General features: G+C 65.8%; 14 protein-coding genes. 6 read left to right on the top strand and 8 right to left on the bottom strand.

Annotated elements, in window-relative coordinates; all coding sequences use genetic code 11:
* Nucleotides 1-38 precede the first annotated feature (38 nt).
* Together J5251_RS12195 and J5251_RS12200 are read right to left on the bottom strand one after the other, a co-directional pair.
* Nucleotides 39-1,919, bottom strand: coding sequence for a phospho-sugar mutase (locus J5251_RS12195; protein WP_208574127.1), 1,881 nt, complete (start codon nt 1,917-1,919; stop codon nt 39-41).
* Between the two features lie 12 nt (nt 1,920-1,931).
* On the bottom strand, nt 1,932-2,732 hold the full coding sequence (locus J5251_RS12200; protein WP_139005810.1) for a purine-nucleoside phosphorylase: 801 nt from the start codon (nt 2,730-2,732) through the stop codon (nt 1,932-1,934).
* A 111-nt stretch (nt 2,733-2,843) separates the two neighbouring features.
* On the opposite strand from J5251_RS12200, the gene J5251_RS12205 reads away from it, so the two are divergent.
* Together J5251_RS12205 and J5251_RS12210 are read left to right on the top strand one after the other, a co-directional pair.
* Nucleotides 2,844-4,247: an NAD(P)H-quinone dehydrogenase gene (locus tag J5251_RS12205; protein WP_139005809.1), complete on the top strand. Its 1,404-nt coding sequence runs from the start codon at nt 2,844-2,846 to the stop codon at nt 4,245-4,247.
* A gap of 183 nt (nt 4,248-4,430) precedes the next feature.
* Nucleotides 4,431-5,171, top strand: coding sequence for an SGNH/GDSL hydrolase family protein (locus J5251_RS12210; RefSeq protein ID WP_208574128.1), 741 nt, complete (start codon nt 4,431-4,433; stop codon nt 5,169-5,171).
* 251 nt (nt 5,172-5,422) lie between these two features.
* On the opposite strand, the gene J5251_RS12215 is transcribed toward J5251_RS12210, so the two are convergent.
* The 3 genes from J5251_RS12215 to J5251_RS12225 form a co-directional block, all read right to left on the bottom strand.
* Nucleotides 5,423-6,043, bottom strand: a complete 621-nt coding sequence (locus J5251_RS12215) for a DUF3060 domain-containing protein (protein ID WP_208574129.1) — start codon at nt 6,041-6,043, stop codon at nt 5,423-5,425.
* 180 nt (nt 6,044-6,223) lie between these two features.
* Entirely contained in the window at nt 6,224-8,725 is a 2,502-nt protein-coding gene (locus tag J5251_RS12220) for a Tex family protein (protein WP_244250650.1), read from the bottom strand.
* Between the two features lie 59 nt (nt 8,726-8,784).
* Nucleotides 8,785-9,108, bottom strand: a complete 324-nt coding sequence (locus J5251_RS12225; protein ID WP_208574131.1) for a hypothetical protein — start codon at nt 9,106-9,108, stop codon at nt 8,785-8,787.
* Nucleotides 9,109-9,227: 119 nt separating this feature from the next.
* Between J5251_RS12225 and J5251_RS20520 the strand changes: the two genes are divergently transcribed.
* Nucleotides 9,228-9,350, top strand: coding sequence for a hypothetical protein (locus J5251_RS20520; RefSeq protein WP_279633593.1), 123 nt, complete (start codon nt 9,228-9,230; stop codon nt 9,348-9,350).
* Between the two features lie 48 nt (nt 9,351-9,398).
* On the opposite strand, the gene J5251_RS12230 is transcribed toward J5251_RS20520, so the two are convergent.
* Nucleotides 9,399-10,607: a Bcr/CflA family efflux MFS transporter gene (locus tag J5251_RS12230; protein ID WP_208574132.1), complete on the bottom strand. Its 1,209-nt coding sequence runs from the start codon at nt 10,605-10,607 to the stop codon at nt 9,399-9,401.
* Nucleotides 10,608-10,799: 192 nt separating this feature from the next.
* Between J5251_RS12230 and J5251_RS12235 the strand changes: the two genes are divergently transcribed.
* Nucleotides 10,800-12,203 carry an MFS transporter gene (locus J5251_RS12235; protein WP_139005803.1) on the top strand — a complete coding sequence of 468 codons (1,404 nt, stop codon included), beginning with the start codon at nt 10,800-10,802 and terminating at the stop codon, nt 12,201-12,203.
* A 69-nt stretch (nt 12,204-12,272) separates the two neighbouring features.
* Here J5251_RS12235 and J5251_RS12240 read toward each other — a convergent pair whose 3' ends face one another.
* Entirely contained in the window at nt 12,273-12,539 is a 267-nt protein-coding gene (locus J5251_RS12240) for a GlsB/YeaQ/YmgE family stress response membrane protein (protein WP_074698676.1), read from the bottom strand.
* A 257-nt stretch (nt 12,540-12,796) separates the two neighbouring features.
* On the bottom strand, nt 12,797-14,581 hold the full coding sequence (locus tag J5251_RS12245; RefSeq protein ID WP_208574133.1) for an acetyl/propionyl/methylcrotonyl-CoA carboxylase subunit alpha: 1,785 nt from the start codon (nt 14,579-14,581) through the stop codon (nt 12,797-12,799).
* Between the two features lie 312 nt (nt 14,582-14,893).
* Between J5251_RS12245 and J5251_RS12250 the strand changes: the two genes are divergently transcribed.
* Together J5251_RS12250 and J5251_RS12255 are read left to right on the top strand one after the other, a co-directional pair.
* The gene (locus J5251_RS12250) at nt 14,894-16,015 is read left to right on the top strand and encodes a serine/threonine-protein kinase (RefSeq protein WP_244250951.1); all 1,122 of its coding nucleotides are present in this window, start codon (nt 14,894-14,896) and stop codon (nt 16,013-16,015) included.
* Nucleotides 16,012-16,710 carry a hypothetical protein gene (locus tag J5251_RS12255; protein ID WP_208574134.1) on the top strand — a complete coding sequence of 233 codons (699 nt, stop codon included), beginning with the start codon at nt 16,012-16,014 and terminating at the stop codon, nt 16,708-16,710. The genes J5251_RS12250 and J5251_RS12255 overlap by 4 nt, the downstream gene beginning before the upstream one ends.
* The last annotated feature ends 38 nt before the right edge of the window (nt 16,711-16,748 follow it).

A 16,748-nucleotide genomic window follows, 5' to 3' on the forward strand; every position in this document is an offset into this window, starting at 1 on the left:
CACCCATGCACATCTACGCCTGCCAGCGCACCCGGCCACTACAGCCCGAGGGCGTCGCTGATGTCTTCCTTGATGGTCTCCAGCGTGCCGCGGACCTTGTCGTGCATCGCGGGCAGTTCATCGGCGCCGTCCACGGGCTGGACCACCTCGATATAGCACTTGAGCTTCGGCTCGGTCCCGCTGGGCCGGATGATGACCCGTGAACCATCCCGGGTCAGGTACTGCAATCCGTCGGTCGGCGGCAGGTCGGCGCTGCCTGCTGCGAGGTCCAGCGTAGAGTCCACCGGAGAACCGCCGAACGACGACGGCGGGTTCTCGCGGAGCCGGTGCATCATGGCGCCCAGCAGATCCAGGCTGCCCACCCGGACGGAGAGCTGGTCGGTCGCGTGGATGCCGTGCGCCAGATGGAGCTCGTCGAGTTCGTCGCGGACGTCGCGGCCCTTGGCAATGGAATCGGCCGCATACTCGGCAATCAGCAGGGCGGCGGATATGCCGTCCTTGTCCTTGACCAGATCCGGCGCCACGCAGTAACCGAGCGCCTCCTCGTAGCCGTAAGACAGGCCGGGCACGCGCGAGATCCACTTGAAGCCGGTCAGCGTCTGCACGTGCGCGATGCCGTGCCGCTCGGCGATCTTGCCCAGCAGCCGCGAGGACACGATGGAGTTGGCGAAGACCGGAATATTGCCGCCGGCCGCCCCCGACGGTCCGGACTGGCTGCCCTCGGAGCCGGACCCACCGGCAACCTCGCCCGCGAAACCAGCGCTCCCCGTGGCCGCATCAACGGCGTCGTTAGCTGAATCCATTTCCGCCTGCGCCCTGAGCCGGCCCGCGATGTGCGTGCCCAGCAGGGCGCCCACGTCGTCGCCGCGGAGCATGCCCCACTTGCCGGTTTCGGGCCACTTCACGGCGACGGCGGCGCGGTCCGCATCCGGATCATTGGCGAGCACGATGTCCGCATCGATCCTCTCGGCCAGTTCGAGGGCCAGGTCCAGCGCACCGGGTTCCTCCGGGTTCGGGAAGGCCACGGTGGGAAACAACGGATCCGGCTCAGCCTGCGCCTCCACCAGAGTGACGTCCTCAAAGCCGGCACGCTGCAGTACATTCAGCGCGGTCTTCCCGCCGACACCGTGCATGGGCGTCAGCACGATCTTCAGCCGGCGCGACGGGAAATGCCGCGGATCGGCCAGCGCGGTAATAGCGTCAACGTAGGCGTCCTCGATGGAATCGGGTTCGCCCGAGGCCGGCAGCACGGTCCAGCCGCCTTCGGCCAGCGCGATGCCCTCCAGTCCGTCGAACGCGACAATCTCGGCGGCAATTTGCTCATCTGCCGGCGCCACAATTTGTGCGCCCCGGCCGTTTTCCTTCACCGCACGTCCGCCCAGGTAGACCTTGTAGCCGTTGTCCTGCGGCGGATTGTGGCTCGCCGTGACCATCACCCCGCCGTCGCACTCGAGGGCACGCACCGCATAGGCGAGAACCGGAGTCGGAAGCGCCGACGGCAGCAGGAACGTTTCGATACCGGACTCGGTGAAGATGGCCGCGGTCTCCTGCGCGAAAATGTCCGAGTTGCGCCGGGCGTCATAACCAACGACGGCGCGCGGCCGGCCATGGGTGCCCACCTTGGCTACCAGGAATCTCGCCAGCCCGGCGGCCGCATGCCGCACCACAACCCGGTTCATCCGGTTCGGCCCGGGGCCCAGGGCCGCCCGCAGTCCGGCGGTGCCGAACTCGAGCCGGCCGCTGAAACTGTCCGCCAGCTCCTGCCGGGCCGCGGATCCGGTCTGGCCTTCCTCGCGGGTGCGCTCCAGCAGTTCGCGGAGTTCCTGCACGGTTTGCGGGTCCGGATCCTGCGCCATCCAGGCTTCGGCCGCGGCGGTAAGAGAAGCGAACGGATCCTGTTCGGAGTCAGTCAATGCCATTACTCGGTCCTCTTAGAGCTTGGCGATGATATCGGCCAACAAGCGCGAGATGCGCGCTCCGGCGGCTTGCCCGGCTTCGATCACTTCCTGGTGGCTAAGGGGAACCGGGCTGATGCCGGCGGCCAGGTTGGTGACCAGCGAAATGCCGAAAACTTCCATCCCGGCGTGACGGGCCGCGATGGCCTCCAGCGCGGTGGACATGCCTACCAGGTCCGCACCGATCCGCTTGGCGTACTGTACCTCCGCGGGCGTCTCGTAGTGCGGGCCGGTGAACTGGGCGTAGACGCCCTCGTCCAGGCTCGGGTCCACCTCTTTGGCGAGCGCACGGATGCGGGAGGAGTAGAGATCCGTCAGATCCACGAACGTCGCGCCTTCAAGCGGCGACCTGGCCGTGAGGTTAATGTGGTCGCTGATCAGTACCGGCGTACCGGGCTTCCAATCCGGATTCAGCCCGCCGCAGCCGTTGGTCAACACCAGTGTCTTCGCGCCGGTTGCCGCTGCTGTGCGCACGCCATGGACCACCGCGCGGACGCCTTTGCCCTCATAGAAATGCGTCCGGGCGCCGAGCACGAGGGCCCGCTTGCCGTCCGGAGTCAGCACGGACCGGATGGTACCGACATGGCCCTCCACGGTCGGGGCGGAGAAGCCGGGAATCAACCAGGCATCCAGCGTGTGGGTGGTCTCGCCGATCAGTTCAGCGGCCCCACCCCAGCCGGAACCGAGCACCAGCGCCACGTCGTGGTTCTGCACGCCGGTCTGTTTGGCAATGTACGAGGCGGCAGCGGAGGCAAGTTCAAACGGATCAGTAGTCACACAGATAACCTACCCGCTGCCCGCCGCAGGCTCCATAGCTCACGCCGGATGCCGCCGCCGTCGCACCTGATCAGGTTGAGTGCTGTGATCAGGTGCGACAGAATGGCGAGTGTGACGAACCAAATTGATTTCAGCGCCCCCCGTCTGGTGATCCTGGGCGGCGGCCCGGGCGGATACGAAGCCGCCATGGTGGCCAATTCACTCGGGGCGAAGGTGACCGTCATTGAGCGCAAGGGCATGGGCGGCTCGGCCGTGCTCACCGACGTTGTGCCCTCCAAAACCCTTATTGCGACGGCGGATGCCATGCGTCGTGTGGCCGGCGCCCACGATCTGGGCGTACGTTTCGACGAGCGCTCCGGCGCCGCCTACGCTGACTTGCAGACCGTCAACTCGCGGCTGCTCAAGCTCGCCGAAACCCAGTCCTCGGACATCCACCGGGGGTTGGAACGTGCAGGCGTCCGGGTCATCATCGGCAACGGCCGGCTAGCCGATTCGAACACCATCACCGTCGAAACCGAGACCGGTACGGAGACCATCGACGCGGATGCAGTGCTGGTCGCCACCGGCGCGACTCCGCGCGAGCTGCCCTCGGCCAAGCCTGACGGGGAACGCATCTTCAACTGGACCCAGGTCTACAACCTGACCGAAATCCCGGAGCACCTGATCGTCGTCGGCTCCGGCGTCACGGGCGCCGAGTTCGCCTCCGCCTACCGCATGCTCGGCACCAAGGTCACGCTGGTTTCCTCGCGCGACCGCGTGCTGCCCGGCGAGGACGCGGACGCCGCCGAGGTGCTGGAAGAGGTCTTCGCCCGCAGCGGGATGACCGTGCTCTCGAAGTCCCGTGCCAACGCCGTGGAAAGGACCGACGACGGCGTCCGGGTCACGCTGAACGACGGACGGATCGTGGACGGGTCGCACTGCCTGCTGGCGGTCGGCGGCATTCCCAACACCTCGGGCATCGGTCTGGAAGAGGCCGGGGTGGCGCTGTCTGAAAGCGGCCACATCAAGGTGGACGGCGTCTCGCGCACCACGGCCTCGCATATCTATGCTGCCGGTGACTGCACTGGGGTCTTCGCCCTGGCTTCCGTGGCAGCAATGCAGGGCCGCATCGCCGTGGCGCACCTGCTGGGCGATTCGGTGACGCCGCTGAAGCTCAAGCGGGTTGCCTCCAACATCTTCACCAGTCCGGAAATCGCCACCGTGGGCGTGACCGAGGAGGACATCGCGGCCGGAAAGTACCAGGGGGATGTGATCAAGCTGTCACTGAACACCAACCCGCGGGCCAAGATGATGAACGTGACGGAGGGCTTCGTGAAGATCATTGCCCGCCGCGGTTCAGGCACTGTGATCGGCGGCGTTGTGGTGGCCCCGCGCGCCTCCGAGCTGATCTTCCCGATCGCGCTGGCCGTGACGCAGAAGCTTCATGTGGATGACTTGGCCAACACGTTTACCGTCTACCCGTCGCTGACCGGCTCCATCTCCGAGGCCGCACGCCGGCTGCACGTCCACCTGTAGACGCGGAATTTGCGGTTTCGGGACTGTGGTCCCGGTACCGCCCCGCTGCGGAAGGGCCCGCCGACATCTGTTCTAGCAGTCGCGGATCTTCCCGATAGGGTTGAGTCCGGACGGCAAGCGCGATTCATCTGAAGAGGGGCGGGGCGGGTGCACCGGCGGAACAAGGTTCTCAAAAACAAGACGTTGCAGAACGTCGGACTGGCGGTTCTGCTGCTGGCCACGCTGGCGGCATTCGTCTACGCCTTCCTGCCCAAGCCGTCCGCAACACCGGTGGGCGGGACAACCCAGCCGGCGGAAGCCACGCCGTCGTCCGCTCCAACGGAAACCACCAGTGCCAGCCCCACGCCGTCCGCCACAGCCACGGAGACCGATGAAGCCGAGCCGCCCGTTGCGGCATTCCTCGGCGATTCCTACACCGAGGGTATCGGCGCCTCCAGCCAGGAGGACCGCTGGAGCACGCTGGTCGCCTTGGAGCTGGGCTGGGAAGAGATGAACCACGGGATCTCGGGCACCGGGTACGCCACCAACGCGCAAGGTCCGGGGTACGTGGACCGGCTCGATGACGTCATCGCGGACAATCCGGACGTGGTGGTCGTCTCCGGCGGGCAGAACGATTTCAGCACCTACCAGTTCGACCCGCAGGGCACGCTCCAGGCCATCTCCAGCGTCTATGAGGAACTGCGCGCGGAGTTGCCTGACGCCGAGGTTATCGCCGTCGGCCCGTCCACGCCAAGCGCTGTGGACCAGACCGTCTTTGCCCTCGACGCAGCTGTGCAGGAAGCAGCGAAAAGCGTCGATGCCACCTATGTGAGCCTGCTGGATCCCGATGTGTTCACGCTCGAGATGATCCAGTCGGACGGTGTCCATGTAAACGACGCCGGCCATGCGGCAATCGCCGAACGCGTCATCAACGCGGTGAAGTAGACGAGCGGTGAAGTGGACGAGCGGGGCCGAAACCTAGACGGTCAGGACCTGGAGGAGCCGCCAGCCTTCCGGAACCTGCTGTTCCAGGGCGGCTTTGGCCTCGGCATAGTCAACTCCTTCGGCTTCAATTTCCTTGATTTCCACCGGTTGAATTTTTCCTTTTACCTTGACCACAGGGACAGATTAGCCTGTTCCGGCCGCGGAGCGGGGGAGCGGCGCGGGTGGTTCCGGTCACTTTGCCGGGCGCGCACTCACTTCACCGAGATGCTGTTGCCGGAACCCTCGTCGTTGATCCGGGGATTGCCGGCGCCGAACGTGACCTGATTGCCCTGTCCCTCGAGGCTGATCTGGCCCACCTCATCGGCGTGCAGCGTGTTGTTGCTGCCCTCGGCCCGGAGCCCGGCAGCTTTCTCCACCGTCACAGTGTTCCGGGGCCCGTCGACATCGATTTCATTGACCGATTCGGCGCGCACGGTGGTGCCGGAAGACAGGATGTCAATCTCCCGGCAATGGCCCGTGACCGTCAGCGTAATGCCGTTGGCCAGCACTTCGATCTTCCCGCCGCCGTCGCAGACCAGTTCCACGTCCGCGTCGGCCAGCGTGAGTTTGCGTTCCCGGCCGGGCGACAGGATCGGCTGCGCCAATGCGGTGCTGCTTTGCGTCGACGAGGCGGGGGCCGCAACTGCAGGGGGACTCTCGGCCGCGGCGGGAGCCGGGGCCGGCGCAGGTGCGGCCGGCGCGGGAGCAGAGCCGTTCACAGCGCTGCCGATCGGGGTGGCGGTGTCCGTCGTGGCGGTCGCCGTACAGCCCGACATCAGGAATACGACGGCGGCAAGACCCACCACGGTGCGCAGGGCCGGCTGGTGCTTCATCGGACACTCCCTCGATCAGCGTGCGCGATGGACACCCGCCCGCTGAGGCCGGCGGAGCCATCGCCCTATCCGGAGGCTAGCCCAGGCAGGTTGGAAAATGACTGCAACGGCCCCGACCTGCCGCGCCGATATACCGAGCAACTCCGACGTCGAGAAGACCGCCCAGTGACCAGACAGCCGTTATTTACTCAGCCCGGCGCGGCGGAGCGCTTCGGCCATCGCGGTGTTTGCCGGAGCCGGTTCCTTGCGGCTGTCCCGGCCGCGCGGTGGGTTGGGGCGGCCGCCGGAGCGGGGGTTGCCCTTGGAATCCCCGCGGTCACGGGATGGGCCGGGCCGGCCACCCTTGCCCTGGCTGGTGTTCGCCGACGAGCCCTTGTCTGCGGAGGCGTCCCGGCCTGCTGCGGCGCGTCCGCCCTGCTTGGCGCCGGCTTCGTCGTCCAGCCGGAGGGTGAGCGAAATGCGCTTGCGGTCCGGATCGGCCTCGAGCACCTTGACCTTGACTACCTGGCCGGACTTAACCACTTCGTGCGGGTCCGAGATGAACCTGTTGGACATGGCCGAAACGTGGACCAGCCCGTCCTGGTGCACGCCGACGTCGACGAAAGCGCCGAAGGCAGCCACGTTGGTGACGGTACCTTCGAGGATCATGCCCGGGACCAGATCGGAGATCTTTTCCACGCCCTCGGAGAAGGACGCCGTGGTGAAGGTCGGCCGCGGGTCCCGGCCTGGCTTCTCGAGTTCGGAGATGATGTCCCGCACCGTGGGCAGGCCGAAGGAGTCGTCCACGAAGGTCTGCGGGTCCAGCGTTGCCAGCGAACCCACGCCGCGCGGCACATCGGCGGCCGCGGCCCCGGCGGCCGAAAGGATCTTGCGGGCAACGCCGTAGGCCTCGGGGTGCACACTGGAGGAATCCAGCGGCTCGGCGCCGCCGGTGATCCGCAGGAAGCCCGCGCACTGCTCAAACGCCTTGGCGCCCAGCCGAGGCACCTTTTTCAGGTCCGAACGCTTGGCAAACGGCCCGTTCTCGTTCCGGAAGGACACGATGTTCTCGCTCAGCAGCGGCCCGACGCCAGCCACTCTGGCCAACAGCGACGGCGAAGCGGTGTTCACGTCCACACCCACGGCGTTCACACAGTCCTCCACCACGGCATCCAGCGAACGCTCCAGCTTGGTGGCGGTGACGTCATGCTGGTACTGGCCGACGCCGATGGATTTCGGATCGATCTTCACCAGTTCGGCCAGCGGATCCTGCAGCCGGCGGGCAATCGACACTGCACCGCGCAGCGAGACGTCCAGCTCCGGCAGCTCGGCCGAAGCCAGTGCGGACGCCGAGTAGATGGAGGCGCCCGCCTCGGAGACCACCAGTTTCTGGATCTTCTGCTTCGGCGCCAGGAGCTTGATCAGCTCGGTGGCCAGCTTGTCCGTCTCGCGGGAGGCGGTGCCGTTGCCGATCGCCACCAGGTCAACGTTGTGCTTTTCGGACAGGCGGGCCAGGGTGACCAGCGAGTCGTCCCACTTCTTGGCCGGCGCGTGCGGGTAGATGGTGTCCGTGGCGACCACCTTGCCGGTGCCATCGACCACGGCGACCTTCACGCCGGTCCGCAGGCCCGGATCCAGTCCGAGCGTGGCGCGGTTCCCTGCGGGGGCGGCCAGCAGCACGTCGCGCAGGTTGGCCGCGAAGATCCGCACGGCCTCGTCCTCGGCGTCGGTAAAGAGGCGCACGCGCAGGTCGATCGCGAGCTTAACCAGAATGCGGCGCCAGCCCAGCTGCGCCGTCTGCATCAGCCACTTGTCAGCCGGCCGGCCGTGGTCAGCGACGCCGAGCTTGTAGGCCACGGCGTTTTCGTAGCGGCCGCGCGCAGCAGCGAATTCTTCCTTGTCCGAGGCGTCGCCCTCGACAATGTTCAGGTCCAGCACCCCTTCCTTCTCGCCGCGCAGCAACGCCAGGACCCGGTGCGAGGGCAGGCCCGAAGGAACCTGCGCGAAGTCGAAGTAGTCGGCGAACTTCTGCCCATCGGACTCCATGCCTTCACGCACCTGCGCACGGACCAGCCCCTGCTTCCAGAGACGCTCGCGCAGTTCGGTGACCAGATCCGCGTCCTGGCTGATCCGCTCCACCAGGATCGAGCGCGCTCCGGCCAACGCTTCGGCCGCATCATTGACGGCATGCTCGGCGTTCAGGTAGCCGGCTGCTTCAGCCTCAGGTTCAAGGCCGGGGTTGGCCAGCAGGGCGTCCGCCAGCGGCTCGAGCCCGGCCTCGCGGGCGATCTGTGCCTTGGTCCGCCGCTTCGACTTGAACGGCAGGTAGATGTCTTCGAGCCGGGCCTTCGTGTCCGCGGCCTTGATGCTCGCCTCCAGCTCGGCGGTCAGCTTGCCCTGCTGCGCAATGCTTTCCAGCACGGAACGACGCCGGTCCTCGAGTTCGCGAAGGTAGCGCAGCCGTTCTTCCAGATCGCGCAGCTGGGCATCATCGAGCGTGCCGGTTACTTCCTTGCGGTAGCGGGCGATGAACGGCACGGTGGAACCGCCGTCGAGCAGCTCTACAGCGGCCTTGACCTGCCAGGGCTTGACGCCGAGTTCTTCAGCAATCTGGGCGTAGATCCGGGCGTTGAGCTGGTCCGGATCAACAGGCTTCAGGGCGGGGTTGGCGGCGGGCACTGCGGAGTTGGGCGTTTGCGTCACCCGATCCATTTTGCCGTATCCGGGCGGCGGCGTGCGAAATGGTGGCGGCGCGCGGAGCGTCACTGCTCGTCAGGGTAGTAAAAGCCGTAGTCGTCATAGGGGTCCCGCCAAGCGGATTCGTCCCGGGTAATGCGTCGAACGTCCGACGCCGGAACCCACTGGGTGCGCATGGAACCGTTGTCGTCCACCCACTTGAGCTGGACCGTGTTGCGGTCCCAGGAAATGGCCTTCGCATCCACGGTGTCATTGGCGCCGCCACCAATGCGCGCGCGGACATAGGGCTCGCGGCGGTAGGGCGCCCGGGTGACTGTTCCGCGCTTAACCGGGCGTCCGCCGTCGTTCCTTGCGTACTCCCTGGCGGTCACAACATCCACTTTATTCACGAACGCGAGCATGGCAGCCGGCTCGGACAATATTCGTCAGGGGGCCGCCGGCCCCCTGTTATTCCCAGGGCGAGGCACTAGCATGGGGCCAACTGCCAATCATCGGGTGTGGGGATCCAATGGGACTACGACGGAAATGGCGCCGCCTGAGCGACGCCAAGAAGAGGAATATCGCCAATACCGTGGTGGCGGTGCTGGCCGTGCTGGTGCTGGCAGCGGTTGCCTACGCCATGCTGGCGTAGGGGCTGCGGGTCCGGGCGGGGCTGGAGGCCGCCGGTCCGCCGCGGTACTCAGGCGGCCCGGCGCGCTGCGATCCGGCCGGAGACGAGGAACAGTGCGCCGGCGCAGAGGCAGCAGCCAAGCATCAGCATGGCCATGGGAACGGCCGTGAAGCCTCCGCCGATACCCGCCAGCGGGGTGACGACGGCGCCCAGCACGAATTGGGAGGCGCCCAGGAAGGCTGAGCCTTGGCCTGCGGCCTGCCGGACGGTGCCGATGGCCAGGCTGGTTGTGTTGCCCATCAGGAAACCCGAGCAGCTGATCGCAAAGAAGATGGGTAGGGCCGCCCAGATGGCTGGTGCACCGGACACAACCAGGACAAAGATGGCTGCGGTCATGATCAGCTGTGCCGTCAGGGCCGCGGCAATAATGCGCCGCACGGCGAAGCGGCGGATCAGCCGGACCGAGGCCAGGCCGCAGGCCATCATCCCCAGCGCGTTGATGGCCGCGGCCGTGCCGTAGCCGATGGCGCTGAGGCCCATCAGGTTCTGGTAGACAAAGGACGAGGCCGAAATATAGGAGATGATCACGCCGAAGGTGAAAGCGAACTGGAGCACGTAGGCCGGGAACAAACCTCCTTTGAAAGCCCCTCGGACCACGTCCCTGGCGGCAAGCAGGGCGGCCTTGTCGCGGGCATGCGGAGGATGGGTTTCGCGGACCACCAGCAGGACACCGCCGAGCATCACCGCGAATATGCCGGCAGATACCCAGAAGATGCTGCGCCAACTGCCGGCGGCAAGCAGGACGCTGCCCAGCAGGGGAGCCAGGACCGGAGCCAGGCTGGAAATGGTCAGCAGCAGGGTGAAAGCCCGCGCCGCACCGGTACCGGCGTTAAGATCCGAGATGATGGCACGGCCAATGACAATCCCGGCGGCAGCGGCAAATCCCTGGACAAAGCGGGCTCCGATCAGGAACCAGATATCCTGGGCCAGCGCAGCGGCAATACAAGCGACGACGGCGATGGCGACGCCCACCATGAGCGGCCGGATGCGCCCGTACCTGTCCGAAAGCGGACCGAACGCCAGCTGCCCGAGCGCGATGCCGAGCAGCAACGCCGTCAGCGTGAGCTGGGCGCCGGAGGCACGCACTCCCAGGTCGGTGGCGATCATGGGCAGCGACGCCAGATACATGTCAGAGGACAACGGCGCGGCGGCGGCCAACAGCGCAAGGACAGCCAGCAGCGGTCCCGACATGGCCGGCGTCGTACGTTGTGCAGTCATGGCCCTTATCCAAACACGCTCCGGCAGCAAGTCATGGCTGTATGACGCGGTAGAGCGACGCTAGGAAGCCCAAGGGTATTTTGGCGGCTTGTGTCCAGAGGTGTCCAAATACTGGAACGATGTCCGGATACTGGACGGAGGGGCGTAGAATTTTCGGCGGTAATCATTCGTTTTCATCGAAAGCCGACACCCATGTCTTCTGCAGCACCAGCCTCAACGGGTGCCTCCAAGGCCCCGGTTAACTCCCGCGGCCGCGTGATTGTTGCCAGCCTTATTGGCACGTCCGTTGAGTTCTACGACTTCTACGTCTACGCCACGGCCGCCGTGCTCGTTTTCCCGGCCTTGTTCTTCCCCGGCGCCGATGCCGCCACCGCTCTGTTGAGTTCCTTCGCCGTCTTCGGCGTAGCCTTCATTGCACGGCCGCTCGGGTCCATCGTCTTCGGGCACTTCGGCGACAAGTTCGGCCGCAAGGGCACGCTGGTCGCCTCGCTGCTCACCATGGGCATCGCGACCTTCCTGATCGGCTGCCTGCCCACCGCGCAGGTCACCGGCTGGTCGTTCTGGGCTCCGGCCCTGCTGGTGGTCCTGCGCTTTGCCCAGGGCCTGGCCCTTGGCGGCGAATGGAGCGGTGCCGCGCTGCTGGCGACCGAGAACGCTCCGGCGAACAAGCGGGCCATCTACGGTACGTTCCCGCAGCTGGGCGCCCCGATCGGCTTCATCCTGGCGAACTCGCTCTTCCTGATCCTCAGCCTGAACCTGAGCAATGAAGCGTTCATGTCCTGGGGCTGGCGCATTCCGTTCCTGGGCAGCGCCGTCATGGTCATCATCGGCCTCTACGTCCGCCTGAAGCTGGTGGAAACCCCGGCCTTCCAGAAGGTCGTGGACAAGGGCGAGGTCACCAAGCTGCCGCTGGGCCGCGTCTTCAAGTCCAGCTGGCGCCAGCTGATCCTGGGCACCTTCATCATGCTGGCCACCTACGTGCTCTTCTACCTGATGACCACTTTCACCTTGTCCTACGGCACCGCTGCCAAGACGGTGGACGACGCTGCTGCGGCCGCTGCCGCCGCCGGCAAGGACTTCGACCCCTCGGCGTTCACCGCTGGCCTGGGTTACGCCCGCAACGACTTCCTGTTGATGCTGATCATCGGCGTCGTCTTCTTCGGCATTTTCACGATGGTGGCCGGCCCGCTGGCAGAAAAATTCGGCCGTCGGAAGACGCTGATCTGGGTTTCGCTGGGCATCGTGGCCTTCGGCTTCTTCTGGGTTCCGCTCTTCGGCGGCGGCTTCGCCGGCACCATGCTGCACCTGATCATCGGCTTCACCCTGATGGGCCTGACCTTCGGCCCCATGGGTGCCATGCTGCCGGAGCTGTTCCCGACCAACGTTCGGTACACCGGTTCGGCCGTGGCCTACAACTTCTCCTCGATCCTGGGTGCCTCCGTGGCGCCGTTCATCGCGGTGGCGCTGTGGCAGGCGGCCGATGGCAGCACCTTCCTGGTGGGCATGTACCTCAGTGGCGCGGCCGTGATTACGCTGATCTCCCTGTTCCTGACCAAGGAAACCAAGGACATGGATTACGAGGGACTGAGCAGCTGACCCCGTCGTAAAGGCCCGCGGTTCCAACAGGAACCGCGGGCCTTTTTTGTTAGAGAATTCGGTTGTCCGTTAGTGGACTGCCTTCCGTTTGGTGATAAAGCCCCAAATCAGCAGTACAACAAGGGCGCCGGCGATGGCAACGAGCCAGGTCTGGATGCTCCAGAACTCTTCCAGCCCAACGTTGAAGACGGCACTGCCAACCCAGCCGCCCAGCAGGGCGCCGACGACGCCGAGTACTAGGGTTGCGATCCAGCCGCCGCCTTGGTCACCCGGCAGGATCAGCTTGGCGATAGCGCCCGCAATTAGTCCGAGAATAAGAAAAGCAAGAAAACCCATGATGCTCTCTCCTTACGGTGATCAATGGTCCCCCGACGGGATTGCCGGGGAGTGTCCCTTACCAATTCCCACGGTACAACAAAGCATGCTTATTGTATTGTCTTTTTGCCAAAGGAATTTTGCGCGGCGACGGTTTGCCGCCGCTTGTTGGGGAAGGGGGGGCATGAGCCAGCGCGTGCGTTAACCAGCGGTGCCCGGTCCGTTAACGGAACCGGGCACCTCGGGCAGGAGCTGCTGGGGCAGGAGCGGCGCCGCTCCTAGTCGATGATGGCGGCCAGTACGGCGCCGGCAGAGACCGTGGCGCCCGGCTTCGCCGTCAGTTTTGCGATGGTGCCGGCCTTGTGGGCTGTCAGCGGTTGCTCCATCTTCATGGCCTCAAGCACGACGACGAGATCGCCTTCCGCGACCGTGTCGCCTTCGCTGACGGCCACCTTCACGATGGTGCCCTGCATGGGTGAAGACAGGTCATCCCCGCTGGCCGTCGGGCCAGCCGAGCCGCCGGAACGCCCGCGGCCGCGCTTGGGCTTGCCGTTGGACTTGGTGGCGGCGCCGCCGGAGGTGTTCAGGCCCGCGGGAAGGACGACTTCCAGCCGTTTGCCACCCACCTCAACGGTGACGCGCTGGCGTTCGCCGTCGTCGTCGGTGGTTGTTGACGCCGCGGCATCGAAGGCGGGAATGTCGTTGACGAACTCCGTCTCGATCCAGCGGGTGTGGACCTTGAAGGGCTCCAGTGGGTCTGCCGGGGCGAAGTCCGGATCTGCCGTCACAGCGCGGTGGAACGGCAGGACGGTCGGCATGCCGCCGATCTCCATCTCCTCCAGGGCGCGGCGGGCGCGCTGCAGGGCCTGGTTGCGGCTGGCGCCGGTGACCACGAGCTTGGCGAGCAAGGAGTCGAAGTTGCCGCCGACCACTTCGCCGGCTTCCACGCCGGAGTCCACGCGAACGCCGGGTCCGGTGGGCAGCTTCATCGATTCCACGGTGCCCGGGGCCGGCATGAAGTTGCGGCCGGCATCCTCGCCGTTGATGCGGAACTCGAAGGAGTGGCCGCGGATCTCGGGATCGCCGTAGCCCAGTTCCTCGCCGCAGGCCAGCCGGAACTGTTCGCGGACCAGGTCCACGCCGGCAACCTCCTCGGAAATGGGGTGCTCCACCTGCAGGCGCGTGTTGACCTCAAGGAAGGAAATGGTGCCGTCCTGGCCGACCAGGAATTCGCACGTGCCGGCGCCCTGGTACTTGGCCTCGAGCATGATGGCCTTGGACGCCTCGTAAAGCCGGTAGTTCTGGTCCGCGCTCAGGAACGGGGCGGGGGCCTCCTCGACGAGCTTCTGATTGCGGCGCTGCAGCGAGCAGTCGCGGGTGGAAATAACGACGACGTTGCCGTGCGCATCCGCGAGGCATTGGGTTTCCACATGCCGGGGGGCATCAAGGAAGCGCTCGACGAAGCACTCGCCCCGGCCAAAGGCCGCGGTGGCCTCGCGGACCGCGGAGTCGAAGGCCTCGGGGATCTCGTCCCGGTCGCGGACCACTTTGATGCCGCGGCCGCCGCCGCCGTAGGCAGCCTTGATAGCCAGCGGGAGGCCGTAGGTGTCCGCGAATGCGAGAACCTCGTCGACGCCCTGGACGGGATCTGCGGTGCCGGGAACAAGGGGGGCGCCAACCTTTTCGGCGATGTGCCGGGCCTGGACCTTGTCGCCGAGTTTGGCGATGGCGTCGGGGGAGGGGCCGATCCAAATCAGCCCGGCGTCGATGACCCGCTGCGCGAAGTCCGCGTTTTCGGCGAGGAAGCCATAGCCGGGGTGGACGGCGTCGGCACCGGAGGCTACGGCCACGTCGAGCAGCTTGTCCATGGCCAGATAGGACTCCGTGGCGGTACTGCCGCCCAGGGAGTAAGCCTCGTCGGCCAGACGGACATGCAGCGCATCCCGGTCAGGCTCTGCGTAAACGGCGACGGAGGCGAGGCCTTCATCCCGTGCGGCTCGGATTACGCGGACGGCAATTTCACCACGGTTGGCGATCAGTACCTTGGTGATGCGCTGGGTCATTCAAAGCTCCTTCTATCCTTGAGGAGCCTAGCGCGGTTTTGCGGGTATCGCCCAATAACCATGCCATTTGTGCGTGTGTGGGCGTGATTCTTTGTAGGTGTTCTACAAAAACGATCGGTGCCGGAAACTGGCGCGGGGCCGCTCCTCCGCCAGGAAGCCGTAGTCCCACTGTGACGATAATCCCTCAAGGCCGATTCACCGCTTTAGGTTCCGCCGGCCGTTCGCCTCCTGTATACCTGTCGGTAAACCCGTAGGGAAAATCAAGCGCGCCAACGCGGTGCCCTTGGGAGCAAAGGATGGCAGTTGGGGGACGTGTATTTGGGGCAGTCTCTGCCAGTTAGCCTGGGTGGCCGTTACAAGCTTCAGGAACTGATCGGGCGGGGCGGATCCGCAGCGGTCTATAAGGCCATGGACGACGTGCTGGGCCGGTTCGTTGCGGTTAAGGTGTTCCGCCCCGATGTCCGCGACGAAGGGGAGCTGCGGCGTCAGGAGGCAGAGGTGCAACTGCTGTCGACATTCAACCACCCCGGCCTGGTGACTGTTTATGATGCCGGTACGGAGCAATCATCCTCTGATGGGACCCGCTCCTTTGTCGTGATGGAGCTCGCGCAAGGCAAGGACCTGCGAAACCGGCTTCGGTTGGGGCGGCTGGAGGCCAGGGATGTAGCAAAGATCGGTCACCAACTGGCGGCAGCACTTCACTATGTGCACGGTCGGGGTGTGATCCACCGCGACCTCAAACCGGCGAACATCATGCTCGCGTTCGATGCGGATACGGGTGAGGCCCGGGCCAAGCTCATGGATTTCGGCATTGCCCGCGTCATTGAAGGAACACGGCTGACCGCCACCGGGCAGACTGTCGGAACCGCAACCTATTTGAGCCCGGAGCAGGCCCAGGGCGGCGCCCTGGGAACATCCAGTGATATCTACTCCCTTGGACTGGTCCTGTTGGAGTGCCTGACCGGTCACGTCGAGTTCCCCGGCAGTCCGGTGGAATCGGCCGTGGCCCGCCTGCAACGTGGACCGGTTATCCCAGCGGAGATCGGCCCCGGATGGGTTCGCCTTCTTTCAAAGATGACTGCGATGGATCCGGTTGCCCGGCCGGACGCCGCCGAAGTAGCTGCCGCGCTGGCTGATGTGGATAGCAGGGCGTGGGAGCCGGAGCCCGCCTTGGCGCCGGAGGAAAGGCCGGAGGGCAGTACGGCGGCCATGCCGGTTTCCGTGAAGGCAAGACCTCTGCGGTCACGGCGCATGCGCAAGCTTGCCGTCTGGACAATAGCTGCAGTCCTCGTGCTCGCGGGTATTGCGGTCTTTCTACCTTCGCTAGTGTCCAGTCCGCAAGAGGCTCAGACGTCTGACCCGACACCATCGCCGGTCCTGACGGGAGAGCTCGAAGAGCACATGCGGAACCTTGAACGGAACCTTGTCCCATGAAGAAGCCACAAAGTATTCGCCGTTTCGCAGCTGCTGCGGCGGTTTCTGTCACGCTGCTCGGCAGCGCCTGCACGGCGCCGCCACAGCTGAATGCGGGAGCCGCAGAAAGAATGCAGGCCCTCGCAGCCGAGGTCCGGACCGACGCGGCAGCCGGGGATTATGAGAAGGCGATCGAGGGCCTGGGCGACCTGACGGAGGAATTGAGACAGGCGGCAGGGGACGGGGACGTCTCGTTCGCCCGCTACCAGAGCATCGAGGCGGCCATCGAGCAACTCAGCGCGGACCTCGCCGCGGAACGGGCTGCTGCGTCGCCCCCTTCGGAAGCGGCGAACCCGGAAACGGAAGCGGCTGCCCCGAAGGCGCCGAACACTGTTGGGAATACGGAATCGACCCAGGGGCAGCCGGTTCCTCCTCCGCCGGCCCCGGCGCCCGCACCACCTCCCACCGTCTCCGCCCCGGACCCTTCCGAAACCTCGCCCGTACCGGCTGAGCCGGACAGCGGTCAGGGAAACAACAACCAGCAGGACAATGCACTTCCAGGCAAGGGCAACAACGCCATCAAGGAGGACCACGGAGCCGACCAGGATGATGCGACAGGCCCGGGTGGATCCGGGAACGACAGGAACAACGGAGGGGCTGGGACAGGTCCCGGTTCCGGCCACGGCAAGGATAATTCCGGCAGGGACGACAACTGATTCCCGAAGGGGCTCTAGGGGCAGAGCGCCCGGGTTGC

Origin of the sequence: Arthrobacter crystallopoietes (assembly GCF_017603825.1) — a bacterium.
Lineage (GTDB): Bacteria > Actinomycetota > Actinomycetes > Actinomycetales > Micrococcaceae > Crystallibacter > Crystallibacter crystallopoietes_B.